We start from the raw sequence: 25714 nt of genomic DNA, 5'->3' as shown, positions 1-25714 counted from the left end.
TATCATAAAAAGTCAGAAATTCCTTAAAAATTCCTGACTTTATGATAGTTATTTTCTTATTTTAGCAATTCTGAAACTGGTTCAAAAACAATTTTTTCAATGTCAGAAAGGTAAATTGCCAATTGTTGTTGCTTAGTAAAGAATTCTGACAAGAGGCTATTTCCTTGAATCTGTTTACCAAAGCCTTCCATTTTCGCTTGGAAGGATGCATCTGGCATTTGACCTGTCTGCGCTAATCTTTGAATTTCCTCTTGGAAAGCAACATATTCTGTAAAGATTTTGCTTGCCTCAGCATCTGCTGAAATCGCATCTTTAGCCGCTTTGACAGCCTTGTATTCTGGTAATTCGCGTAGGCCGCGACTGAGTTCGTTTGCACTATCGTAAATATTTGACATGATGTTCTCCTTATTCATTTCTTTTAAAATTACTAGTCACTCTGTGGTCTTTATTATTGTGCAATCACTTTTATATGACCTCTTGAATGTCCATTCCTTAATTCCTTATCTGGTATATACTCGATCTTCAAAGTTCCTAAATTAGAACCTGTTTTTATTTCATTTGACATAAGATTATCAAAATAGTTCTCTATCTCATCATCAGATAAGGATGATTCAATCGATTTAACAATATCATGAAATACTTCTTTCATTCCTGCAACACCAGATTCACTATTTTCATTTGTCTGATTTATTGTTACGTTGATTTTAGCAGTATCATTTGCATGTAAAAGTTCCAAGTAGTATCCGTAGCTTGATGCGAAATATTTTATTTTTATATTTCCTTTTTTGATATTTTCCAATGGGCTATTAGAATTTTGATTATAGCTATTGATAAACTCATTAATAATTCTATCGTCTACATACTTTGAATTGGTTTTCTCTTAACTTATTTCCTTGTTGGATGGTTCATTTTTTGTCTCAACACTAGCTTCTGAAGTAGTTTTCACATCTTTTTTAACAGCGTAAGCTCTAAGTAAGATAAAAGAAATAAAGATAATACCAAATATGAATCTAGGCTCTATTTTAGGCATATTTTTCTCCTTATTTGACAACGACTGTGTAGTCGGTATTTTCTGTTATTAGATGCTCAGCTCTTTCCAAGTCTTGAGCATTTTTAAATGAAATTTGTAGAATCCCGTGAATATCCTCACGGTTTTCCTCGTTGATATGAATATTGACCAAGGAAGTTCCACGTAGTAGTTCCAAAATCCTCAAGATGACATCTTCTTCATCGGGAACGTCGACATAGAGGTCGTAAGAACTATCCACACCACCACGCTTATGAATTTCCATGGCCTGACGTTGCTCACGCGCTTGGTTGAAAAAGTTCCAGATTTGGTTTTCATCACCCTTACTGATAGCTTGTCCAATCTCGTCCAAACGCTCCTTGAAATCCCCAATTCTATCTAAAATTGTTTCACGATTGGACAAGAGAATGGAGGTCCACATACCTGGCTCGCTTTCCGCAATTCGGGTCATATCTCGAAAACCACCGGCAGCAAAACGCCTTGCCATCTCATGTTCTTGAGCATAGACCACGGTCTGTTCCATGAGACTAGAAGCCAGAATATGAGGAAAATGGCTAATCTGAGAAGTGACTCGATCGTGCTCCTTGGCATCAATCTCGATAAAACGAGCATGAAGACCTGAAAGTAAGTCCTTCATTTCCTCAAGTGTGTCAGGACTTGTCAGCCTCGAAGGTGTAAAGATATAATAGGCATTTTCAAAAAGATTGACATCCGCAGAAGCAGCCCCTGTCTTGTGACTACCAGCCATGGGATGGGCCCCGACAAAGCGAACAGGCTTACCAGCTAAATAGTTCTCCGCCGCATCTACAATGGCTGACTTGGTCGAACCAGCATCTGAGATAATCACGCCTTCTTTTAAGTCCAAGTTGGCCAACTCCTTAATGAAAGCAATGGTTTGCTTGATTGGCAAGCTGAGAATGATGATATCTGCCAAAGGAGCAAAACTAGCAAAATCATCCGTTGCACGGTCAATCATGCCTTCTTTCAAGGCAATATCTCTCGAAGCTTGACTGCGATTATAACCTAAAATTTCATAATCTGGATGATCGCGTTTGATACCAAGGGCCATCGAGGCACCAATCAATCCAAGGCCCGCGATATAGACTGTTTTTGCCATAGAAACTCCTTAATAGTTCTTTGTATAGTCTCGGTGCTTGACCACTGCTTCTTTTAATTCCTCTAGATTGTCTGATGAGAATTTTTCGAGGATTTCTTGTGCTAAAACCGTTGCCACAACAGCTTCCATAACTACACCTGCAGCTGGAAGAGCAGTCGGATCACTTCTCTCCACAGTTGCCTTGTAGGGTTCATGGGTTTCGATATCCACACTCATGAGTGGTTTGTAGAGAGTAGGAATGGGCTTCATGACGCCACGAACAACAATCGGTTGCCCATTAGTCATACCGCCTTCAAAGCCACCTAGATTGTTTGTACGGCGAGTATAGCCGTCTTCTTTAGACCAGAGAATTTCATCCATGACCTGGCTTCCTTTACAATAACCAGCCTCAAATCCAAGACCAAATTCTACCCCTTTAAAGGCATTTATAGAGACAACAGCTTGGGCTAATCGTGCATCCAATTTTCTGTCCCATTGGACATAGGAACCAAGACCAACTGGAACACCTCCAACGACTGTCTCCACAACCCCACCGATGGTATCACCGTCACGTTTGATTTGGTCAATATAATCCTTGATTTCCTGTTCTCTTTCTTGGTTGACAATAGAAACGTCAGACTGGGCAGCTCTTTCCTTAATCTCAGTGACTGTCAGATTTTCAGGTACATCGATTTCCTTGCCACCAAAGACTACGACATGGTTGGCAATCTCCATATCCAGCTCAGCCAAGAGGCGTTTAGCTACTGCTCCGACTGCCACTCGCATGGTGGTTTCACGAGCTGATGAACGCTCCAAGGAATTACGCAAATCATCAAAACGGTACTTGATGCCCCCAACCAAATCAGCATGACCTGGGCGAGGATGGGTGATTTTTCGTTTGCTTTTAAGACGGTCTTCAATGTCCTCCGCAGACATAATGTCCAGCCATTTTTGGTGGTCCTTATTGATGACATCCATGGTAATGGGAGCCCCTGTCGTCTTCCCATGACGAACGCCTGAAGTAAAGACAACTTGGTCGCTCTCAATCTTCATACGGCCACCACGACCGTAACCACCCTGACGGCGTTTAAGGTCCTCATTGATATCCTCTGCTGTCAAAGGTAGTCCAGCTGGAATTCCCTCAATAATAGCTGTCAGACGGGGACCGTGTGATTCTCCTGCAGTTAAATATCTCATACACTCTCCTTATTTTACCAAGTAGTCTTTCATCTCTTCCAGAGAAACTGGGTGAATAGTCGCTGAACCAAGCTCTGGTACCAAGACCAATTTCAAGGTATTGCCACGCGCTTTCTTATCATGAGTCAAAGCCTGATAAAGCTTGTCAACATCCCAGTTTTCATAGTCAACAGGTAGTCCAAATTTCTGACACATAGCTGTAATAGACTGGGTTATCCCTTCTGGCATAAGGCCTTTTCCCTCAGCTACCTTGGAAATCTGTACCATTCCCATAGCTACAGCCTCTCCATGCATGACCTTGCCATAACCGGCAGTCGCTTCGATGGCATGGCCAATAGTGTGGCCAAAATTGAGGTAAAGGCGAACACCATTGTCCAACTCATCCTCAACCACCATCTTGCGCTTGACCTGACAAGAATGTTCAATCAAAGTCTCCGCATGTTCCAGAATGCTCTCTACAGTACCATCCAGCTCCGTCAAGAGAGCCCACAGTTCTGGATCCTCAATCAAGCCATACTTGATAACCTCACCCATCCCTTCAATCAACTCTCTTTTTCCAAGCGTTTCAAGAACAAGTGGGTCAATCAAAACCCCATCTGGTTGGGCAAAAGTTCCTACCATATTCTTGGCAAATGGAGTGTTAACACCCGTCTTTCCACCAATAGAAGAATCCACCTGGGCTGTTAAGCTAGTCGGTATCTGAACAAAATGAATGCCCCGCATATAGGTAGAGGCTACAAAACCAGCCAAGTCCCCAACGACACCACCACCGAGAGCCACGATTCCATCGCTACGAGTCAACCCCTGCTTAACTAGGAATTCATAGACTTTCTGAACAGTGGTTAAATTCTTTCTTTCTTCCCCTTCTAAAAAGTCAAAAACAGCTACCTGAAAACCAGCATCTTCTAGGCTGAGCTTGACCTTCTCTGCATAAAGAGAAGCTACATGGTTATCTGTCACAATGACTACCTTTTGTGGTTGCCAGAGTTCTCGCAACCATTGACCAGCCTGAGCCAGACAACCTTTTTCAATCTGAATATCATAAGGATGATGAGGAATATCGATTCTGATTTTCATAGGAGAATCTCCTTTTCTTTATTGGTATTTTTCTGTTAAAGACTGCCAAATCTCTTCTGTTGGCATTTCCTTGCCTGTCCACAGTTGAAAAGCTTCTGCAGCTTGATAGAGCAACATTCCCAGACCATTAACCGCTGGTTTGCCCTGACTTCTGGCCCATTTTAAAAATGGCGTTTCAAAGGGTTGATAAATAATATCTGCCACCAAGATAGTTTCTGGCAAATTGATGCTTTCAGGAACTGGGGATGATTGACCATCCATGCCCACACTGGTGGCATTGACCAGTAAATCCGACTCAGCAATCCTTGCTTGCAGTTTAGGAACATCTTCTAAAGCGTACAAGTCCACTTTAAAGCCTGTTTGCTCCTGTAACTTGTCTAGGTAAGGTCTTGTTTTTTCCATAGAAACTGAACGAACAAAGACCGAAATCTGACTGACGCCGTCCAAAATAGCTTGTGCCAAGATAGACTTGGCCGCACCACCTGCACCCAGCAGGGTCATCTTCTTACCTGTAATTGTAAAAGAAGGCAAGCTCTTAAAAAATCCCTTGCCATCTGTATTATATCCAATTAAATTGCCATTCTCATTGACAACCGTATTAACCGCACCAATCAAGCGCGCTTCATCGCTCAATTCATCTAAATAAGAAATCACCTGCTCCTTATAGGGCATGGACAGGTTGATGCCAAACATCTGGTAGCGACGAATATTGGCCACTGTGACTTCCAAGTCAGCCGCTTCAATCTCCCAAGCCACGTAAGCACCATTGGTAGCTGTCGCCTCAAAGGCCCTATTGTGGATGAAGGGAGAAATAGAGTGCTTAATAGGATTGGCAACAACTGCAGCTAAACGTGTATAGCCATCAAGCTTCATCCAAAATCTCCCTGATTTTTTTCATGTTAGCTAGAGAAATCTGACCAGGGGCACTAGCCTCATCCAGACTAGCAAAGGACCAGCTAGAACCTGTCACATCCGCAGTGATACGAGAGACCTTGCCCACCTTGCCCATAGAAATAGTTACATACTCCTGTTCAGGATTGAGGGTTTTAAAGCCTCGTGTATAGTTCATCAAGTCTAAGACATCCTGCTCCGTGTGAGCCATAGCCGCAACTTTAACAAGTTTTGGATTTAAGCTCGTCAACTCTGACAAGATTTCCATCATGTTCTCAGGTGTTTCTTGGAAATTATGGTAACTCAAAACGAGATTTGGGAAGTCCAGCATTTCCTCAAAAACATCCTTGTAGCTATAGTATTCAAAATCAATATAGTCTGGTTGATAGAGTTGCGCCACTTCCTTGATTAGATGGATATATTCTTCTGGAGAAAGGTCGATTTCTCCCCCTTCAGAACGAGTTCTCAGCGTGAAAACCAACTCACGACCTGCGAATTTTTCAAAAATAGCTGGAGCCACCTGCAAAATCGCTTCCTTAGGCAGATAGTCGGCACGCCATTCAATGATGTCGGCATCCAGATACCTCGTGGCATCCAGAGCCTGGGCCTCCTCTAAACTTCTTGGCATTACTGAAACGATCAATTTCATTTACTAACCTTCATACTAATCACCTTGAGGTAATTACTACTTTCATCTTTTTTATTATAGGCGAAATCTGCTGGAAGACCATATTTATTTAAAATCTGATAACTTCTTCCTGCAAAGCCTTTATCAATTTGTTCTGTAAATTTCTGACGGGAAACATTGGCAGCATTGGTACTGGCAATAATAATACCGCCCGGATTTAAAATCTCAAGACTCTGAGAGATCAACTTGTGATAATCCTTGGCCACAGAGAACGTTTGTTTTTTGTTCCGAGCAAAGCTAGGCGGATCTAGGACAATGACATCGTAGGTCAAGCCTTTTCGTTTGGCATATTTGAAATATTCAAAGACATCCATGACTATAAAACGATGGTCGTCTGTGGTGATTCCATTTGCCTGAAAATGCGCTTGAGACAATTCTCGTGAACGTTTAGCTAGGTCAACAGAAGTTGTCTGGCTAGCTCCTCCCATAGCTGCAGCTACTGAAAAGGCTGCTGTGTAGGAAAACATATTGAGCAAGGATTTACCCATAGACAATCCATCCACTAAACTACCGCGAACTTCATGCTGGTCTAGGAAAATCCCTGTCATCAAGCCATCGTTCATAAAGACTTGATACAGAACACCATTTTCCAAAACAGTGAAAAAGTCAGGTGCTTCTTGACCATAAACATGGGCAGATTCATAGTCCAAACCCTTAAAGCGAATCTTCTCATAGGCTCCTAAAACCTCAGGAAAAACCTGTCTAAAAGCTTCTGAGATTGTCTGACGAATCTGATAAACATAAGAGTTATACCAAGAAAAGACGGCATAGTCGCCATAAAGGTCCACTGTCAGACCGCCAAAGCCATCTCCCTCTTGGTTGAAGAGACGAAAGGCAGTTGTCAATTCATCTTGATAGTAGGCGCTTCTCTTTTCTTTAGCTTGTCTAAACAGCGTTTCAAAGAAAGCTTGATTGAAGGCCACCTTGTCCTTACTAACAAACCAGCCCAAGCCCTTGTTTTGCTGGGAAAGGTAGACAGTACCAAGAAAGGTTCCATCTTGACTATGGACTTCTACTTCCTGATCCTTGAGATTGACATTCTCAAGATCACTGGCTTCTAGTAAAACTAGCCCCTTAGCGAGCTTCTTTTCAAGCCTTTTGCTGACTCTTATTCTATTCATAACTACCATTATATCAAACTTTTAGCCAATTCTCAAAAAAGAAACTACCCTTGCTTTTTTACTCTTCTTTTAAAAAATGGTATACTAATACTAATAAAAAATTAGGAAGTAAATGTGTGAAAAGCAATTTTAACAAAATCCAAAAAGCCATGGGTACCAGACTGGGTTTTGTCCTAACCCTTTTAATCCTCTATTGGCTCAAAACCTTATTAGCCTATGCCGTTGACTTTAATTTAGATATTCAAGTGGGCAAGTTGCAGGGAAATTACCTTGCCTTTATCGCCTTTTTCAATCCCCTTCCTTTGGGGCTACTCCTGCTGGCTCTAGCCCTCTATGCTCGCTCAACCAAGATTTTTTATGGCCTGAGTATAGCTATTTATAGCCTTTTATTCATTTGGCTTTATTCCAATGTCTTTTACTATCGAGAATTTAGCGACTTTATCACGGCTAATACCATGAAGGTGGTCAGCAAGGTGTCTGTTGGTACTGCAGAACTAGAGTTACTGCGCTTTTGGGATTTCATCTATTTTATGGATTTCCCATTGCTGGCTTTCCTTTTCTATAAAAAATTCATCCAGCTGGATAGGAGACCTTTCAAATTCCGCTCAAGTGTTGCTATCACTGCACTCTCAGCCCTGCTCTTTTCTGCTAATCTTTTCTTGGCTGAAATTGAGCGTCCCGATCTCCTGTCGCGAGGATTTTCTAATTATTATATTGTTCGTGCCCTTAGTTTGCCCGCCTTTTTAGGTTATAGTGCCAATCAATCCTATAGCGCCAACAAAGAACGTGCTAAGGCCTCTGAGACCGACCTTCAACCTATTACAGATTATATTCAAGAACATTCGGCTAAGCCCAATCCAGACTATTTCGGCTTAGCCAAAGGGAAAAATGTGATTTATCTCCACTTGGAGAGCTTCCAGCAGTTCCTGCTTGACTATAAACTCAACATAGATGGAACTGAGCATGAAGTCACTCCCTTCCTCAACTCCCTCTACCATTCGCAATCAACCCTAGCCTTTTCGAATATCTTTAACCAAGTCAAGGCTGGGAAGACCTCAGATGCGGAAACCATGCTGGAAACTGGTTTGTTTGGACTTGACCAAGGTTCCTTCATGGTCAACTATGGAGGTACCAATACCCAGCAAGCTGCGCCTTTTATCCTATCAAAAAACGGCTACCAATCAAGTGCTGTCTTTCACGGCAATATCGGGACCTTCTGGAACCGAAATACGACCTACAAGCAATGGGGCTACCAATACTTCTTTGATGCTTCCTACTTCACCAAGCAAGACAGTAGCAACTCTTTCCAATATGGTTTAAATGATAAAATCATGATGAAAGATTCTATTCAGTATCTGGAGCATTTACAGCAACCTTTTTATGCTAAGTATATCACGGTGTCCAATCACTATCCCTATGCTAGCAATCTGACAGGCGATGAGCTTGGTTTCCCCTTGGCTAAAACCAAAGATGAAACCATCAATGGCTACTTCCAAACAGCTAACTATCTGGACAGTGCTATCAAGGCCTTCTTTGACTATCTCAAAGAAAGTGGCCTCTATGAAAAATCCATCATCGTCATCTACGGAGACCATTATGGGATTTCCAACTCCCGCAATCCTGAGCTGGCACCCTTGATTGGCAAGACTTCTGAGAACTGGTCGAATTACGACAATGCCATGTTGCAACGAGTGCCTTTTATGGTGGTCATGCCTGGCTATGAAAAAGGACAAATCATCAATACCTACGGTGGACAAATCGATATCTTACCAACTCTCGAACACCTCCTTGGTATTGAGTCCAATTCCTTCCTTCAAGTCGGCCAAGACCTCCTATCACCAGACCACCAAGAAATCGTTGCCTTTCGAACTGCCAATTCCTTCGTCACACCAAAATATACCAACTACGACGGACGAACCTACTATACTGAAAGCGGTCTTGAAATCAGCAATCTTGATGAACAAGCTCAGACCGAACTGGAAAGCGTTCGACAGGCAGCCAGTCAACAGCTGAAAATCAGCGACCAGATTCAAACTGGCGATTTGATACGTTTTTACCAAAAAGATCATCTTGGAAAAGTTGATACTGAAAGTATTTCTTACCTCAATTCTTTACCAATTCTTCAAAAGATTGAGCAGGAAAAAGGTAGTCAATCAAACAGTCTCTTTAGCCAACGACAAGGTAAGACCAGTACTGACCTTTTCAAGGCACCAAGTTACCAAGAACTCCATCCCGAGTCGGCCGAAACCGAATCAAAATCACAATAAAAGATGCTCTTCCATCGTGGAGGAGCATTTCTTTTTATAAAATAAAATTCAATGAAAATCAAATAACAAACTAAGAAACTAACCTGTAAGATTGTAGGTAGAGAGGTTGTACCTGCAATATATGTCTGTCAAGTTTAGTGACGAAGATAGTAGAAGAAATATTAGGATATAAATCAGCTTCAGCAGGTATCTGGAAAATTTGATTTTATAGAAAAGCCTTTTGTTACAAACTAAATATACTATCAATAAATAATATTATAGAAGCAACAATAATTAAAATTTCACCTATTTGCATCATTCTATTTCGAACTTTAAATATATGTTCTATCAAAAATACTTGGATCACACACATTATAGGAATGAACGTTTTTGAAATTGAAAAATATCCCAATAAATAAACTATAAACAACAATAATAGAACTAGATTATATTTCTTATTCAAAACATTCCTCCCTATATATTTTTGATTACCAATCTTAATCATTTACAACTACATTCTAACAAACTATAAAAGCGTTTGTCGAATTAAATTTATCAAGCAAGCGACCAACTATCTCATCTTTTTTCTATTTCTGCCAATATGCGTGACAGGTAGTAATGATAGCCAAAAATAGCAAGACCAAGCAAGAGGATAAGAGCTCCTACTCCCAAGCTAATGGCAAGGATAGGGGAGAGAGACCGAACCAAGAATAAGCTCCCTATTACAAGGGCCATTAAGATAACACTATAAATTAAGAGTAAAACTATTGCTACTATACGATTTGAACGGTTCACCAGGTCCGTAATGTTACTCCAATTGGTTGACAGATTTTTAACGTCCTTAAGGTAATGGTGGCAAGAAAGGATGACACTTGCAAAGATCCAGGCCACAATAAGGTAAATCATCGAAAGGATGGGCAAGCCTAGATATAGAGAAAGACCAAGTAAAGTCAGGACTGGTAAAAAGGACTGGACAGCAAATATAATCCAAAATTTCACTTTCACATAACGAGCAAAGTCAAAGGGTAAACTCTTAAGAAAATCAACATTTTCTCTCTCCAAGGACAAGGCAATTGAATGCAGGCTGGTGATATTGTTATTGACAACTGCTATAAACACTCCTACAAAAAACAAGGGTAACCAGTATGGAGGATGAATGTCTGGAACTATCTGAGAATCTCGGATTTTGGAAATCAGACCAATCATCATGAGATAAGGAAGGAAAGCACTTGTAAAAAGCACTGTAATCACGCCAGTCCCCTGTCCCAAGAGGGTGAGGTGGTAGCGTAAAACCATACGGAAAAATCCTTTTTTAGTAGTTGAAATTCTCTCCTTACTGCGACGTTCTTTCTTGACCTTCTCCTCACTGTTAAGCAGAATCACGTCATAAAAATGAGGAAGAACCTTCTTTTTGGTCAGGTAAAGTAAGAAGACAGTTAGAGTTATCCAAGCGAGCAGACCCAGTATGGCTTCTGTCGAAAAAGGCTCCACTGCTATTTTGTAAAAGATATGAAGAGGATAAAGGAGAAATGGAATGTCTCTAACTTTGTCAACAATACTTCCAAAAGTCGACTGTAGAAAGAGGACAAATATTAAAGGTATGAGAACTCCTATCCCAATCATCACATTCGAAAAAATAGACTGATACTTTCTGAAGACCCTAGTCTGAGCCAAGAAATGTACTGCCACTACCATCACTAAAGTAACAGAGACAAATAATAAGGCCAAGGACAGCAGCATCAAAGGCAAGCCCAGCCAAAGAGAAGGAGCTAGCCTAATATAGAGGACTAGAAAATAAGCTAGGATTGGTACAATTCCAGCTAGAGCTGGCAAGAGAACAGACAGTCCTTTAGCAATTATAATCTCTGATTCTTTAAAGGCATAGGGCCTATACGATGCCAAGTCCTTACTCTCATAAAAGACATTGTAAAATGCAGTGAAAGAAGTTGAAAAGGCAAGCACCAGTAAAATAGCAACCATGCTACTAAAAAAACTTGGTATTTCCTCAAAAGGAAAACGAAAGGCTATATTTATAAACATGAAAAGCATCAAGAGACTAGAAAAAATGTAAGAACTTAGGACTCTAGCGGAAACATTTACTTTTTTCTCAGGATTCTTAGCTTGCTTCTTTCGTAGGTTAGCCAGATTAGCTTCTTGAGATGAATAGAGGATATTGATATCAACTAATTTTTTAATGACCTTGAGACGCATCTGAAACCTCCTCTTTTCTACCAGCAAGGCTAAGATAGATACTTTCTAAAGACTGGTTTGGGTGGTCTTTTCTCAAGTCCTCTACGCTACCACAATAAATCAAATGCCCCTTTTTCAAAATGGCAATCCGATCACAGACTTGCTCTGCCACCTCTAGGACATGGGTTGAAAACAAGACTGTCTTGCCTTTTTGCGCATGCTCCTTCATCATTTGCTTCAAATCAAAGGCAGCCTGGGGATCCAAACCTGTCAAGGGTTCGTCCAAGACCCAAATATCGGGATCGGACAAGAGTGCTCCGATGACAAAGACTTTCTGACGCATTCCGTGAGAAAGGGTTTCAATAACCTGATAGCAGTTTTCAGCAAAATCAAAAACGTTCAATAGCCTAGCTAGACTAGCCTCCAAGTCAGAGCTGCTCAAATCATAGGATGAGGCAATCAATTCCCAAAATTCATTGGCCGTTAAGCGTAAAAATAAGTCAGGCGAGTCTGCAACGTAGCCAATCTTTCGTTTAATAGCCAAGCGATTTTCCGATAAATCCTGACCATCTACCAAAATACGACCACTGCTGGGCGAAATGATACTGACTAGGGATTTTATGGTAGTCGATTTTCCAGCACCGTTATGGCCAATCAAGCCCATAATCTCCCCATTTTCAATCTGCAAATTGAGATTGCTCAAAGCCTCTTTATCACCATACAACTTACTAACATTTTGAAATTCAATCATGGGATGACTCCTATCTTTATCTATATTACATACTATTATACTAGCACTTTGATACAAAAAAATCAACACTTTATTTTAAGTAGATACAATAGTTTCCTTCTATTCTTACGCAAACGTTTGCGCCAAGAGATACTTTATGATAGAATAAAGAACAAGATTGACAAGTAAGAGGAAACATCATGCAAAATCAAACACTCATGCAATACTTTGAATGGTATCTGCCCCACGACGGTCAGCACTGGACGCGTCTGGCTGAAGATGCTCCACACCTAGCTAATCTCGGTATCAGCCATGTCTGGATGCCACCAGCTTTCAAGGCTACCAATGAAAAAGATGTAGGCTATGGGGTCTATGACTTATTCGACCTAGGAGAGTTCAACCAAAAAGGGACAGTCCGTACCAAGTATGGTTTCAAAGAAGACTATCTTCAAGCCATTCAAGCCCTAAAAGCACAGGGAATTCAACCTATGGCCGATGTGGTGCTCAATCACAAGGCGGCGGCTGATCACATGGAAGCCTTTCAGGTCATCGAAGTGGATCCTGTAGACCGTACAGTCGAACTTGGAGAACCTTTCACCATCAATGGCTGGACTAGCTTTACCTTCGATGGTCGCCACGATACCTACAATGACTTCCACTGGCACTGGTACCACTTCACAGGTACTGACTATGATGCAAAACGCCGTAAGTCTGGGATTTATCTCATCCAAGGGGACAACAAGGGCTGGGCAAATGAGGAATTGGTCGATAACGAAAATGGTAACTACGACTACCTCATGTATGCCGACCTAGACTTTAAGCATCCTGAAGTTATCAAAAATATCTATGACTGGACTGACTGGTTCATGGAGACGACTGGTATTGCTGGTTTCCGTTTGGATGCCGTTAAGCACATTGACTCTTTCTTCATGAGCAATTTTATCCGCGATATGAAGGAAAAATACGGTGAGGATTTCTATGTTTTTGGTGAATTTTGGAATCCAGACAAGGAAGCCAATCTGGACTATCTTGAAAAAACGGAAGAACGCTTTGACCTTGTCGATGTTCGTCTCCACCAGAATCTCTTTGATGCTAGCCGAGCAGGTTCCAACTATGACCTTCGTGGTATTTTCACAGATAGCCTGGTTGAACTCAAGCCTGACAAGGCTGTGACTTTTGTCGACAACCACGATACACAACGAGGTCAGGCTCTTGAGTCTACCGTTGAAGAATGGTTTAAACCAGCAGCCTATGCCCTCATTCTGTTACGCCAAAATGGCCTTCCATGTGTCTTTTACGGAGACTACTATGGGATTTCAGGACAATATGCTCAACAAGATTTCAAAGAGGTCCTTGACCGCCTCCTAGCCATCCGAAAAGATTTGGCCTATGGAGAACAAAATGACTACTTTGATGATCCTAACTGTATCGGTTGGGTACGTTCAGGTGCTGAACATCAATCCCCAATCGCAGTCCTTATCTCAAATGACCAAGAAAACAGCAAATCAATGTTTGTCGGCCAAGAATGGGCTAACCAAACTTTCATAGATTTACTTGGAAACCACCAAGATCAAGTTACAATCGATGAGGAAGGTTATGGACAATTCCCAGTCTCAGCTAGATCCGTAAGTGTCTGGGCAGCCAATACAATCTAATAGTGCATAATAATCAAGCCAGGTCCAAACGGATTTGGCTTTTTTGCATTCACAAAAAGACCTACCCAAATGGATAGATCTTTACTTGATTACAATTTACCTGCTACTGCATCCAACAATTCTTGGATCTTAGCTTGGTTGCTTCCCCCTGCCATGGCCATGTCTGGTTTACCACCACCACGTCCATCGACGATTGGTGCTAATTCTTTGACAAGGTTTCCTGCATGAAGGTCTTTTGTCTTGCTTGCTACAAGGACATTGACTTTGTCACCGATAGCGGCAACTAGGACAAGAAGATCAGAGTAGTCTTTTTGTTTCCAGTTATCCGCAAAAGTACGAAGAGCACCGGCATCTGATACAGACACTTGACTAGCAATGTAACGGTGACCGTTGACTTCCTTAACATCCTTGAAGATGTCGCCTGCAGCTGCAGCTGCGGCTTTTTCTTTCAACTCAGCATTTTCTTTTTGCAATTGACGAAGTTGTTCTTGAAGTCCTTCTACTTTATGAGGTACTTCCTTGACTTGAGGTGCTTTCAAGGTTGCTGCGACAGCTTTAAGTGCGTCTTCTTGTTCACGATAGGCTTCAAAGGCTTCCTTACCAGTCACTGCTAAAATACGGCGAGTTCCTGATCCGATACCTTCTTCTTTGACTATCTTGAAGAGACCAATTTCAGAAGTGTTGCCAACGTGGGTACCACCACAAAGCTCGATAGAGTAGTCACCGATTGTAACAACACGGACTTCCTTGCCGTATTTCTCACCAAAGAGGGCCATCGCTCCCATTTCCTTGGCAGTGTCAATATCTGTTTCAACTGTCTTCACTTCAAGTGCTTCCCAGATTTTTTCATTGACTTGCTGTTCAATAGCACGCAATTCTTCTGCAGTTACTGCTTGGAAGTGGGTAAAGTCAAAGCGAAGGAATTCAACTTCGTTAAGAGATCCTGCTTGTGTCGCATGATTTCCAAGGATATTGTGAAGAGCAGCGTGAAGCAAGTGAGTCGCAGTGTGGTTTTTCATAACACGGTGACGACGATTTGTATCAATTGCCAAGGTATATTCTTGGTTCAAGGCAAGCAGTGCAAGGACTTCAACAGTGTGAAGAGCTTGTCCGTTTGGTGCTTTTTGAACATTAGTCACAGTAGCCACGACCTTACCTGACTCATCCAAGATTTGTCCGTGGTCAGCCACCTGTCCACCCATCTCAGCGTAGAATGGAGTTTCCGCAAAGATAAGAGAGGCAGTTCCTTCAGATACAGCTTCTACTTCTGCATTGTCAGCCACGATAGCTACCAATTTAGAAGACAATTGGCTAGCATTGTAGTTGAAGACACTTTCTACAGTGATGTTTTGGAGGGTTTCATTTTGCATACCCATTGAACCACCCTTGACAGCTGACGCACGCGCGCGTTCTTGCTGTTCTTTCATGGCTGCTTCAAAACCTTCACGGTCTACAGTCATACCAGCTTCTTCAGCGATTTCTTCAGTCAATTCAACTGGGAACCCATAAGTATCATAGAGTTTGAAGACATCTGAACCAGCAATGACAGATTGACCTTTTTCTTTCAAGTCTGCTACGATTCCTTGGGCAAAGTGTTGACCTGAGTGAAGGGTACGGGCAAATGACTCTTCCTCGCTCTTAACGATTTTTTCGATAAAGTCACGTTTTTCAAGCACTTCTGGGTAGTAGCTTTCCATGATTTTTCCAACGGTTGGAACGAGTTTGTAAAGGAAAGGCTCGTTGATACCCAATTTTTGACCATGCATAGACGCACGACGAAGGAGACGACGAAGGACATAACCACGACCTTCATTTCCTGGAAGGGCACCATCACCGATGGCAAATGACAAAGAACGAATGTGGTCTGCGATGACCTTGAAGTTCATGTTGTCGCCATCTTGGTCATAGACCTTACCAGACAATTTCTCTACTTCACGAATGATTGGCATGAAGAGGTCTGTTTCAAAGTTGGTCTTAGCCCCTTGGATAACGGCCACCAAACGCTCCAAACCAGCTCCCGTATCAATGTTCTTGTGTGGCAATTCCTTGTATTCGCTACGAGGAACAGCAGGGTCTGCGTTAAATTGTGATAAAACGATGTTCCAGATTTCGATATAACGGTCGTTTTCAATATCTTCTGCAAGCAGGCGAAGACCGATATTTTCTGGGTCAAAGGCTTCCCCACGGTCAAAGAAGATTTCTGTATCTGGTCCAGAAGGTCCCGCACCGATTTCCCAGAAGTTGTCCTCAATTGGAATCAAGTGACTTGGATCCACTCCCACTTCAATCCAGCGGTTGTATGAATCTTTATCAGCTGGATAGTAAGTCATGTAAAGTTTTTCAGCTGGGAAGTCAAACCACTCAGGGCTTGTCAAAAGCTCATAAGCCCAAGTGATCGCTTCGTCACGGAAGTAATCACCGATAGAGAAGTTCCCCAACATTTCAAACATGGTATGGTGACGTGCAGTCTTCCCTACGTTTTCGATGTCGTTGGTACGGATAGCCTTTTGCGCATTGGTAATACGTGGATTTTCTGGGATAATAGTCCCATCAAAGTATTTCTTAAGAGTTGCTACCCCAGAGTTAATCCACAAAAGAGTTGGGTCATTTACAGGAACCAAACTTACTGATGGTTCTACAGAGTGACCTTTGGTCGCCCAGAAGTCAAGCCACATTTGGCGTACTTGTGCACTAGATAGTTGTTTCATATTGTCTCCTTATTTACTTGTTTAATGTGATTGGCTTTCCAGCATTTCCACATAGTCAATCGCGACACAGAGAGAAATGACTAGGTCTGCATAAGCGTCCTCAAGGACTGTTACGTTATAGGTAGAGGTCAGATGGAAGAGTTCCTTTTTAATTTCTGCAATCAACTGATCGCGATCATCCAGCAATTTGAAATTCAAATCCCAGATATTGCCCTCGATACGAAGACCTAAATTATCAAACTCATACTTATCTCGCCAGACGGTCAACTTCTTCCGAATGACAAAACTCGAGCCATCCCGAAGCTGAATCTCAAAACGAGGAAGCAAGGTCAAGATTTCTTTACTGATTTGACTAACCTGTTCACCAGCCGCATCATAGATGGTAAAAGTTTTGGGAATCTTAAAAAATGATCCCTCCACCTGATAGGCGATTTCTCCCCTGTCGTCCTTGATAGCGAAGCGTTCGCCTCCAAGACGAAACTTTTGTTTGACAAGAAATGTTTTCATCAACACCTCCAAAAATCAAAAGACAAGCTCATATCACGAAGGGCGAAAAACCGCGGTACCACCTTCATTCAATGAACTTGTCATTCTCTTATTCTTATGCAATTGTTAAATTGAGTAGCATGATTTCCTAGCTTAGATGGCTTGCAGCACCGCCATTTCTCTGGACTAAGACAAGAGAAAATCAATTCTCAACTTTCTTATTATAACGTTTTTTTAAGCTTGCGTCAACTGGAAATCATCTTCGTTGAATCAGAGCAATTCTCTACATCTCAGATTACTTTTTCAGAATATATTTTTTCTTACTACTATCACTCTTTTTATCCCAACTTTTATCCCAAGTTTTCGAATTGCTAAATATAGCTACGCAAATATTTGCAAATATAAAGTTTCCTATCACCAAATATATAGACTCAGTTGTTAGGTATTGTCGATCCAAACCATCCTTTAGATAAAATAGTATATATGTTTGCTGAACAGTCAAAAAGGTTGGCCAGAAACTTTTTTTGAAAAAAGTAGACATTTTCATTATTTGTTACCGCTTTCTGTAAGGTTAAGCTTAGTATACTACTAGGCAAGCAACTATCATAGAAAAACATACAGTTACAAAAATTGCCTTCTATTAAAAAACGAACCAGCTTAACTGATTCGTTTTCTTACATTCTACTCCTACTTCCGATACATTTTAAATTGTAGGAAGAGGTCGCTATATTTGCCTGTCCATTTATGGTCAAATTTCTCATAAACTTCTAGGTGTTTCATGGTTTCAGCGTCTGGATAGAAGGCTTTGTCTTCTTTTTTCTCCTCTGGGAGCAATTCCTTAGCTGGTAGGTTTGGTGTTGAATAGCCAACATACTCTGCATTTTTGAGAGCATTTTCAGGTTTCAACATAAAATTGATAAAGGCATAGGCTGCATCTTGGTTTTTGACTGTTTTGGGAATGACCATATTGTCAAACCAAAGGTTGCTGGCCTCAGTCGGAACCACATAGCGTAGATTTTCGTTTTTTTCTAGCATTTGGCTGGCTTCACCAGAGAAGGTCACGCCGATAGCAGCATTGTTCTGAATCATGTAGCCCTTCATCTCGTCAGCAACGATAGCCTTGATATTTGGAGTGAGCTTGTAAAGCTTGTCCACTGTCTCTTCCAACTGCTGGGTATCCTTGGAGTTGAGGCTGTAGCCTAGCGAATTGAGTCCTAGTCCCAGTACCTCACGTGCCCCATCAAAGAGCATGATAGAGTTCTTATACTCTGGCTTCCAGAGGTCATCCCAATGCTCAGGCGCCTCATCTACCATGGTTTCATTGTAAACAATTCCTAAGGTACCCCAGAAGTAAGGGATGGAGAATTTATTGCCTGGGTCAAAGGACTGGTTGAGGAACTCTGGTCCGATATTTTCAAGACCTTCAAGTTTTGAATAGTCAAGCGGTACCAAGAGGTCTTCATCCTTCATCTTGTTAATCATGTATTCACTAGGAATGGCAATATCGTAGGTCGTTCCACCCTGCTTGATCTTGGTATACATGGCTTCGTTGGAATCAAAGGTCTCATACTGGACTTGGATTCCTGTTTCTTCTGTGAATTTCTCCAAGAGTTCTGGATCGATATAGTCACCCCAGTTGTAAATGACCAGTTTTTGACTATCTCGACTATTGATTTTACTATCTAGATGAGTCGCAATTCCCCATAAGACGAGGATAATGGCTACAATTCCTGCTAAAAATGAATAGAGTTTTTTCATGCTTGCTCCTCCTTCTCACGTGAGATAAAGTAATATCCAACCACTAGGATAATACTAAAGAGAAAGACAAGGGCAGACAGGGCATTGATTTCTAAGGAAATCCCCTTGCGAGCACGAGAGTAAATCTCGACTGACAGGGTTGAAAAGCCATTTCCCGTTACAAAGAAGGTCACAGCAAAGTCATCTAGCGAATAGGTGAAGGCCATGAAATAACCTGCAATGATAGACGGTGTCAGGTAAGGAAGCATGATTTCCTTGAACATCTGAAATTGACTGGCACCAAGGTCATAAGCCGCATGAATCATGTCCCCATTCATTTCCTTGAGTCGAGGCAAGACCATCAAGACCACGATAGGAATGGAGAAGGCCACGTGACTAGATAGAACGGTCAAAAAGCCAAGTGAAAACTTGAGTTGGGTAAAGAGAATCAAGAAGCTGGCACCAATCATAACGTCAGGCGCAACCATGAGGATATTATTGAGTGAAAGAAAGGCTTCTTGGTATTTCTTACGAGACTGGTAGATGTAAATAGCACCGAAAGTCCCGATAATGGTCGCAATCAAGGCTGACAGAAAGGCCAAGAAAAAGGTCTGAGTCACAATCAACATGAGACGACCATCGCCAAACATGGTTTTAAAATGGCTCAAACTAAAGCCTGTAAAGCTATTCATGTCGTTACCTGCATTAAAGGCATAGCCAATCAGGTAAAAAATGGGAAGATAGAGGACAAGAAAGACCAGTCCCAGATAAAGGTTAGCAAATTTTTTCATCGTTCTCTCCTTTCCTTGGTCACCCACATGGTGATGAACATGGTCAAGATGAGAATCACACCGATGGTTGAACCCATACCGTAGTTGTCATTGGTTAGGAAGTTCTGCTCAATGGCTGTCCCCAAGGTGATAACGCGGTTCCCACCAATCAAACGGGTCAGCATGAAAAGACTCAAACTGGGAATAAAAACCGATTGAACCCCACTTCGCACCCCATTCATCGATAGAGGGAAGATGACATGGCGGAAGGTCTCCCACTTAGTCGCACCGAGGTCGTAGCTGGCATTGATGAGGTTGTTATCCATATCATCCAAGACATTGAAAATGGGCAAAATCATAAAGGGAAGCTCGATATAGCTTGCGACAAAGATAAAGGAGAAATCGGTAAAGAGCAACTGCTGTGAACCGATTCCGATAAATTCCAAAAATTGGTTAATAGAGCCATTTTGACCAAAAATTCCGATAAAGGCATAGGCCTTAAGAAGAAGGTTGATCCAGGTAGGCAGAATAATCAGCATGAGCCAGAGTTGACGATGCTTGAGACGGGTTAAAAAGAGGGCTGTTGGATAGCTGATAAGTAGGGTTACAAAGGTCACAATCCCTGCATAGAGCACAGAGTTGAAGCTCATTTTGAGATAGGTCAAGTTTTGTGACGCAAAGTAAGATTTATAGTTTTCTAAACTGAACTGGCCTTCGATGTTGAAAAAGGATTGTCCAAAAATCAAGACCAAGGGTGCGAGTACAAAGAGGGCAATCCAAAGCATATAAGGCACTACAAAGAGTTTAGAGCTTGTTTTCTTCATCTCTTTCCTCCTCGATTGCATTGATCAGACCTGCTTCTTGCTCTTCGATTTCCACGTATTCTTCGATACGAGCATCGAATTCTTCTTCTGTTTCGTTGAGACGCATGATGTGGATGTCTTCTGGTTCAAAGTCCAGACCGATTTCCTCACCAACGATGGCCTTACGAGTTGAGTGGATCATCCATTCATTTCCGAGTTCGTCATAGGCGATAATCTCATAATGCACCCCACGGAAAAGTTGAGTATCGACCTTAACTTGGAGCTTGCCTTCTTCAGGAAGGGTAATCCGCAAGTCCTCTGGACGAATGACAACCTCGACTGGTTCATTTGGCTTCATCCCACCATCGACCGCTTCAAAGCGTTTGCCGTTAAACTCAACCAAGTAGTCCTCAATCATGGTACCTGGCAAGATATTTGACTCACCGATAAAGGTAGCAACAAAATGGTTAATTGGCTCATCGTAGATGTCTACAGGCGTTCCAGACTGGACAATCTCGCCATCATTTATGACAAAAATCCAGTCACTCATGGCAAGGGCTTCTTCCTGATCGTGTGTAACAAAGACAAAGGTAATGCCCAATCGTTGTTGTAGTTCACGCAGTTCGTACTGCATGTCTGTTCGCAATTTCAAATCCAGCGCTGACAGAGGCTCGTCCAACAAAACCACACGAGGTTGGTTGATGATGGCACGGGCAATAGCTACACGCTGACGTTGTCCTCCAGATAGTTTACGAATGGAACGTTTTTCGTAACCTTCCAACTGAACCATCTTGAGAACTTCCGCTACGCGTTTCTCGATTTCTTTCTTGTCAATCTTACGCAAGCGAAGTGGAAAAGCAACATTTTCAAACACATTCATATGTGGAAACAAGGCATAAGATTGGAAAACGGTATGGACGTCTCGCTTGTTGGTTGGGATGTCGTTGATACGAACACCGTCCAGTAAAATATCTCCAGTCGTCGCATCTAGCAAACCTGCAATGATGTTTAGGATAGTTGATTTCCCTGAACCAGATGCGCCTAGAAGGGTATAGAATTTCCCTTCTTCCAACTCAAAGTTGATGTCTTTGAGAACCTTGGTGTTGCTGTCTTCAAAAACCTTAGAGACGTTTTTGAATTCAATAATTGGTTTTTTCAATTGTCATTTATTCCTTCTTTTTCATAGATTAACAGATCAGGGCTCTGTCAGGCCGCCACTACCTCGTGTAGGAGATTAAACTGCCTACATTCTTCTGCACTAACGATAGGCTTTCACCCCCTTTCCATGACATAGCAGCAGCTTTTCAACTACAGCTTCCTACTTGCTTTCACCTAAAATACGGACTTCTCTCTCAAGAGTGACGCCAGAGTGTTCCTTGACTTTTTCAATCACAGACTCAATCAAGTCTTCGTAGTCTTTGGCCGTTCCATCAGCAACATTGATCATAAATCCTGCGTGCTTTTCTGACACTTCTACGCCACCGATACGATAGCCTTTCAAGCCAGCTTCTGAAATTAACTGACCTGCAAAATGACCTACTGGACGCTTAAAGACCGAACCACAAGATGGATATTCTAAAGGTTGCTTGAGTTCACGTAGATGCGTCAAGCGATCCATTTCTTGCTTGATAACCTGATGGGTTCCTGGGGCTAGGGCAAATTTAGCTGACAAGACAACTGCACCAGACTCTTGAATGGCTGAGTGGCGGTAACCAAAAGCCAAATCTTTGGCAGACAGGGTCTCGATTTCTCCATCCTTGGTCAAGACCTTACAAGACTGCAAGATGTGGGCAATCTCACCACCATAGGCACCTGCATTCATAAAGACAGCACCGCCAACGCTTCCTGGAATGCCACAAGCAAACTCAAAACCAGTCAAACTATGACGAAGGGCAATGCGAGTTGTTTCAATCAAGTTGGCACCAGCTTCTGCTTCAATGGTATAGCCATCAACGGAAACGTTATTGAGCTTGTCACACAAGATGACAAATCCACGAATCCCACCATCACGAACAATGATGTTGCTAGCATTTCCAAGAACCATCCAAGGAATATTTTCTTGATTGGCAAATTTAACAAGGCGAGCCAACTCAAAACGATTTCGTGGAAAGACCAAATAATCGGCCTCTCCACCTACTTTTGTATAACTATAGCTATGCAAGGGTTCCTTAAAACGGATATCAATTCCTTCTAAGATTTCAAGTATTTTTTCTCTTACAGACATGTCACTCTTCCTTTTACAAAATTCATTCCATTATACCATTTTTAAGACCATTTGACGACCCTAAAAAAATCTTGGGCTTATTTTAAACAAAAAAAGAGGTTTCCCCTCTTTTTATGATTTTTTGCAAAAGATTGCCTTGGTTCCATAGGCAACCAGAACGAGCTCTAGTGCTAGGACAACTTCAACCAAGACTGGATTGGTCAACCAGCCAACTTGGACTAGAGATGGTGCTAGGTCAAAGAAGACATGTAGTCCATAGGCCGCTAGGAGATAAATCCATTTCTTCTGGCGAACAGCTTGGTAAACCCAAACAGTCAAGAGTAATTGGAAACCTAGGGCCAAGATTCGCTCAAAACCAAGCAAATAAATCTGCCAGACTGATAGCGACTGGATAGTTTTCAACATATTTTCAGACAGCAATTGCATGACCTGTGGATTCTGCGTTTGAACTGCTGAGAGAACGAAGTAGAGATTAAGCAAACTAGTAAGACCTAGGAAAATCAATTCCAAGCCACCATGCCCCAATCCATAAGCTAAGGCATCTGCCTTTTCCAAACTTCTCTTTTTCTCCAACCATTTGAAGAAAATAAGACGAGCAGTTTCCTCAAAAAATGCTGCCATGGCTAGGCCATAGATGATATAGACAAGCGGATGTTCTTGCAAGAGGGCAATACTACCGTCTTTTTGAGGATGTAAAACCAAGATATGCACCAGTTTTTCTAAAATCTGTGAAGAGACAAAGAAAGCAACAGCCCCCAAGCCCAAGACAGCTAGATTAATCTGGTATTTCTTTTTAGCATACCAAATGCTCCCTATCAAGAAAGCCAGCAACAGCAACATGGTAATGATAATATGAATGGTCATTTTCTTCTCCTATTCCGCCTTTTCAATATCTTTTTTCATCTCGTCAACATTGAACTTAGCAAACAAGTATTGACGGTCTTGTACTGGGAAACGTTGGTCCAACTGGTCCACTGCTCCTACCTCGATAATGCCTTCCTTGATGACAAAGTCCATGACATGTCCACCGAAGGTCAAATCATCTGAAATGAAGTGCAGATGGTAGCCTGCCACACTGACCCCATGGAAAATCTCTGGCGTCCAGAAACCAACGATGGTTCCCACCACATTGTCACGACTATATTCCGGTTGATGGGTTGCGACCTCAGCAAACTTGGTATCTGGTGTCGACTTAGGAATCATGCGCACATGCATATGCGAAAATTCCCCCCGAATCTTGATAGAGCGGAAAAGATTTTCCCCATCATAATAAGACTCGATTCGTTCTTCCAATTCCTTGTCTGTCATCTCAAAGCGCTGGCGGAAAATGACTTCTGCCTGATGCGGTACCACTGCTGCGTAAGGAATAAGGGCATCTGGTGATACTTCTACAATTTCTGGCTGATCTCCTGATCCTTTGGCCTGATAAGCTTTGCCATCCAAGACAATCAATTCCCCATCAATGGAATCCAAGGTTCCCAAACCAAGATCACCATACTCTAGCAATTCTCCCACTGTCATGGTCCCACCATAAAGGCCAGCCATCAAGGCTCCAAGGGTATTGTATTGAAATAATTTCACTGGTTCCTGCACGTTCTTATCCATTCACTTTCTTGTCTGTTATTCTATAAATCTTACTCCTAAGTATACCACATTTGCCCCTAGATGTGAACGAGAGAAATACCCTAGACATTGCCAAGAAGGAAAAAAAAGGGTACAATGTAACAAAATCAAGGGAGGTCTGGAATGAAGAAACAAAGCAAGTACCAAGAGGTCGTTTCCTATCTGAAAAATGGCATCGAGTCTGGACGTTTTCCAACGGGAAGTCGCCTGCCTTCTATCCGTCAACTGAGCCTTGACTTTCACTGTAGCAAGGACACCATTCAACGAGCCCTGCTGGAATTACGGCACGAACAATATCTCTATGCCAAGCCCCAGAGTGGCTACTATGTCCTAGAACAAGGGCAACACCAGGACCTAGAAATCGAAGTTACCGATGAACATGCCAGCGCCTATGACGATTTTCGACTCTGTGTCAATGAAACCTTAATTGGTCGAGAAAACTACCTTTTTAATTACTATGACAACCAAGAAGGATTAGAAGACCTAAGACAGTCCATTCACCAACTCCTATTTGACCAAGCTCTTTACTGCAAGGCTGACCAACTGGTATTGACTTCTGGAACCCAGCAAGCCCTTTTTATTCTCTCTCAAATTTCCTTCCCTAGCCTAGCCAAGGAAATCTTGGTGGAACATCCGACCTATCATCGAATGAATCGCCTCTTGATTGCTCAGGGATTGGACTATCAAACGATTGAACGAGGCATTGATGGGATTGACTTGGATGAGCTGGAAGGTCACTTCAAAACAGGAAAAATTAAGTTTTTCTATACCATTCCTCGATTTCACTATCCCCTAGGCCATTCCTACTCAGAGCAGGACAAACGAGCTATTCTTGACTTAGCTGCCAAGTATGGAGTCTATATCGTAGAGGATGACTATCTGGGTGATTTGGACTCCAAGAAGGGCCAGACCTTCCACTATCTGGATACAGAGGAGCGCGTCATTTATATCAAGTCCTTCTCAACCAGTCTCTTTCCAGCCCTGCGGATAACGGCACTCATTCTTCCAAATGCTATCAAGGAAGCTTTTGTGGCCTACAAAAATATCCTAGACTACGACAGCAACCTCATCATGCAAAAGGCCCTATCACTCTATATTGACAGTCAATTATTTGAGAAAAATCGGCTAGCTCGCTTGTCCAATCAGGAAGACTACCAAAAACAAATTGAGAAAAGACTAGCTAACACTCCTTGTCCCCTTCCTCATTTTCCCCTACACGATGGTTTATTACTAGACCTAAGACAGTATCCTAAAATCGCCAGTCTCAAACACAGCCAACTGGGCTTGGATTTCTTTGAAGAGGCTTACTTGGGTGCCTGTCCTTATCAATTTGCCAAGGTGTCCTTAGACAATCTGGAAAATGTTTTAAACTATTTAAAAGCAGAATTGGAATGACTTCCAACTCTGCTTTTTTCTTATACTCTTCAAAAATCTCTTCAAACCAC

General features: G+C 42.0%; 25 protein-coding genes. 3 read left to right on the top strand and 22 right to left on the bottom strand.

Annotated elements, in window-relative coordinates:
- Positions 1–56: 56 nt before the first annotated feature.
- From HT711_RS00460 to HT711_RS00420, 9 genes are all read right to left on the bottom strand, one after another.
- Entirely contained in the window at positions 57–395 is a 339-nt protein-coding gene (locus HT711_RS00460) for a YlbF/YmcA family competence regulator (RefSeq protein ID WP_000065980.1), read from the bottom strand.
- A gap of 53 nt (positions 396–448) precedes the next feature.
- Entirely contained in the window at positions 449–799 is a 351-nt protein-coding gene (locus HT711_RS00455) for a hypothetical protein (protein ID WP_173273262.1), read from the bottom strand.
- Positions 800–880: 81 nt separating this feature from the next.
- Positions 881–1030, bottom strand: a complete 150-nt coding sequence (locus tag HT711_RS00450; protein ID WP_173214114.1) for a hypothetical protein — start codon at positions 1028–1030, stop codon at positions 881–883.
- Between the two features lie 10 nt (positions 1031–1040).
- Positions 1041–2144: a prephenate dehydrogenase gene (locus tag HT711_RS00445; RefSeq protein WP_112444086.1), complete on the bottom strand. Its 1104-nt coding sequence runs from the start codon at positions 2142–2144 to the stop codon at positions 1041–1043.
- Positions 2145–2153: 9 nt separating this feature from the next.
- Positions 2154–3320, bottom strand: a complete 1167-nt coding sequence (gene aroC, locus HT711_RS00440; protein ID WP_173233371.1) for a chorismate synthase — start codon at positions 3318–3320, stop codon at positions 2154–2156.
- Positions 3321–3329: 9 nt separating this feature from the next.
- Positions 3330–4397 (bottom strand): 3-dehydroquinate synthase, encoded by a 1068-nt coding sequence (gene aroB, locus HT711_RS00435; RefSeq protein ID WP_173233369.1) that lies wholly within the window; start codon positions 4395–4397, stop codon positions 3330–3332.
- 18 nt (positions 4398–4415) lie between these two features.
- Positions 4416–5270, bottom strand: a complete 855-nt coding sequence (locus HT711_RS00430; protein WP_173233366.1) for a shikimate dehydrogenase — start codon at positions 5268–5270, stop codon at positions 4416–4418.
- Entirely contained in the window at positions 5260–5937 is a 678-nt protein-coding gene (gene aroD / locus HT711_RS00425; protein ID WP_173233364.1) for a type I 3-dehydroquinate dehydratase, read from the bottom strand. Before aroD ends, HT711_RS00430 begins: the two co-directional genes overlap by 11 nt.
- Positions 5934–7097, bottom strand: a complete 1164-nt coding sequence (locus HT711_RS00420; RefSeq protein ID WP_173233362.1) for a class I SAM-dependent rRNA methyltransferase — start codon at positions 7095–7097, stop codon at positions 5934–5936. The genes aroD and HT711_RS00420 overlap by 4 nt, the downstream gene beginning before the upstream one ends.
- Positions 7098–7246: 149 nt before the next feature.
- Between HT711_RS00420 and HT711_RS00415 the strand changes: the two genes are divergently transcribed.
- Positions 7247–9364: an LTA synthase family protein gene (locus tag HT711_RS00415; RefSeq protein ID WP_173233425.1), complete on the top strand. Its 2118-nt coding sequence runs from the start codon at positions 7247–7249 to the stop codon at positions 9362–9364.
- Between the two features lie 223 nt (positions 9365–9587).
- Here the strand turns inward: HT711_RS00415 and HT711_RS11470 are convergent, their stop codons facing one another.
- From HT711_RS11470 to HT711_RS00405, 3 genes are all read right to left on the bottom strand, one after another.
- Positions 9588–9848, bottom strand: a complete 261-nt coding sequence (locus HT711_RS11470; RefSeq protein WP_316043869.1) for a hypothetical protein — start codon at positions 9846–9848, stop codon at positions 9588–9590.
- A gap of 71 nt (positions 9849–9919) precedes the next feature.
- Positions 9920–11554, bottom strand: a complete 1635-nt coding sequence (locus HT711_RS00410) for a hypothetical protein (protein ID WP_112444099.1) — start codon at positions 11552–11554, stop codon at positions 9920–9922.
- Positions 11535–12284, bottom strand: coding sequence for an ABC transporter ATP-binding protein (locus HT711_RS00405; RefSeq protein ID WP_173214098.1), 750 nt, complete (start codon positions 12282–12284; stop codon positions 11535–11537). The genes HT711_RS00410 and HT711_RS00405 overlap by 20 nt, the downstream gene beginning before the upstream one ends.
- Before the next feature lie 179 nt (positions 12285–12463).
- Between HT711_RS00405 and HT711_RS00400 the strand changes: the two genes are divergently transcribed.
- Positions 12464–13918 carry an alpha-amylase gene (locus tag HT711_RS00400; RefSeq protein WP_112444103.1) on the top strand — a complete coding sequence of 485 codons (1455 nt, stop codon included), beginning with the start codon at positions 12464–12466 and terminating at the stop codon, positions 13916–13918.
- Positions 13919–14007: 89 nt separating this feature from the next.
- Here the strand turns inward: HT711_RS00400 and alaS are convergent, their stop codons facing one another.
- The 10 genes from alaS to budA all read right to left on the bottom strand — a co-directional run bounded on the left by alaS (position 14008) and on the right by budA (position 24251).
- Positions 14008–16626: an alanine--tRNA ligase gene (alaS, locus tag HT711_RS00395; RefSeq protein WP_112444107.1), complete on the bottom strand. Its 2619-nt coding sequence runs from the start codon at positions 16624–16626 to the stop codon at positions 14008–14010.
- Positions 16627–16647: 21 nt separating this feature from the next.
- Positions 16648–17133 carry an LURP-one-related/scramblase family protein gene (locus HT711_RS00390; RefSeq protein WP_173233360.1) on the bottom strand — a complete coding sequence of 162 codons (486 nt, stop codon included), beginning with the start codon at positions 17131–17133 and terminating at the stop codon, positions 16648–16650.
- A 274-nt stretch (positions 17134–17407) separates the two neighbouring features.
- Positions 17408–17659 carry a hypothetical protein gene (locus tag HT711_RS00385; RefSeq protein ID WP_173233358.1) on the bottom strand — a complete coding sequence of 84 codons (252 nt, stop codon included), beginning with the start codon at positions 17657–17659 and terminating at the stop codon, positions 17408–17410.
- 140 nt (positions 17660–17799) lie between these two features.
- Positions 17800–18870, bottom strand: coding sequence for an ABC transporter substrate-binding protein (locus HT711_RS00380; protein WP_000737952.1), 1071 nt, complete (start codon positions 18868–18870; stop codon positions 17800–17802).
- Entirely contained in the window at positions 18867–19640 is a 774-nt protein-coding gene (locus HT711_RS00375) for an ABC transporter permease subunit (protein WP_000712740.1), read from the bottom strand. The genes HT711_RS00380 and HT711_RS00375 overlap by 4 nt, the downstream gene beginning before the upstream one ends.
- The gene (locus HT711_RS00370; protein WP_000753801.1) at positions 19637–20443 is read right to left on the bottom strand and encodes an ABC transporter permease; all 807 of its coding nucleotides are present in this window, start codon (positions 20441–20443) and stop codon (positions 19637–19639) included. Before HT711_RS00370 ends, HT711_RS00375 begins: the two co-directional genes overlap by 4 nt.
- A complete protein-coding gene (locus HT711_RS00365) occupies positions 20424–21581 on the bottom strand; it encodes an ABC transporter ATP-binding protein (protein ID WP_173233355.1) in 1158 nt (385 codons plus the stop codon). The genes HT711_RS00370 and HT711_RS00365 overlap by 20 nt, the downstream gene beginning before the upstream one ends.
- Positions 21582–21740: 159 nt before the next feature.
- Positions 21741–22646 carry a UDP-N-acetylmuramate dehydrogenase gene (murB, locus tag HT711_RS00360; protein WP_164226485.1) on the bottom strand — a complete coding sequence of 302 codons (906 nt, stop codon included), beginning with the start codon at positions 22644–22646 and terminating at the stop codon, positions 21741–21743.
- A gap of 111 nt (positions 22647–22757) precedes the next feature.
- Positions 22758–23510 carry a YhfC family glutamic-type intramembrane protease gene (locus HT711_RS00355; RefSeq protein ID WP_164226486.1) on the bottom strand — a complete coding sequence of 251 codons (753 nt, stop codon included), beginning with the start codon at positions 23508–23510 and terminating at the stop codon, positions 22758–22760.
- 9 nt (positions 23511–23519) lie between these two features.
- Positions 23520–24251 (bottom strand): acetolactate decarboxylase, encoded by a 732-nt coding sequence (budA, locus tag HT711_RS00350; RefSeq protein ID WP_164226487.1) that lies wholly within the window; start codon positions 24249–24251, stop codon positions 23520–23522.
- A gap of 141 nt (positions 24252–24392) precedes the next feature.
- On the opposite strand from budA, the gene HT711_RS00345 reads away from it, so the two are divergent.
- Positions 24393–25664, top strand: a complete 1272-nt coding sequence (locus HT711_RS00345; RefSeq protein WP_173249669.1) for a PLP-dependent aminotransferase family protein — start codon at positions 24393–24395, stop codon at positions 25662–25664.
- Positions 25665–25714 lie beyond the last annotated feature (50 nt).

It is taken from the genome of Streptococcus sp. 1032, from assembly GCF_013277015.1.
GTDB lineage: Bacteria > Bacillota > Bacilli > Lactobacillales > Streptococcaceae > Streptococcus.
This window is presented reverse-complemented; position numbering and strand designations above follow the sequence as displayed.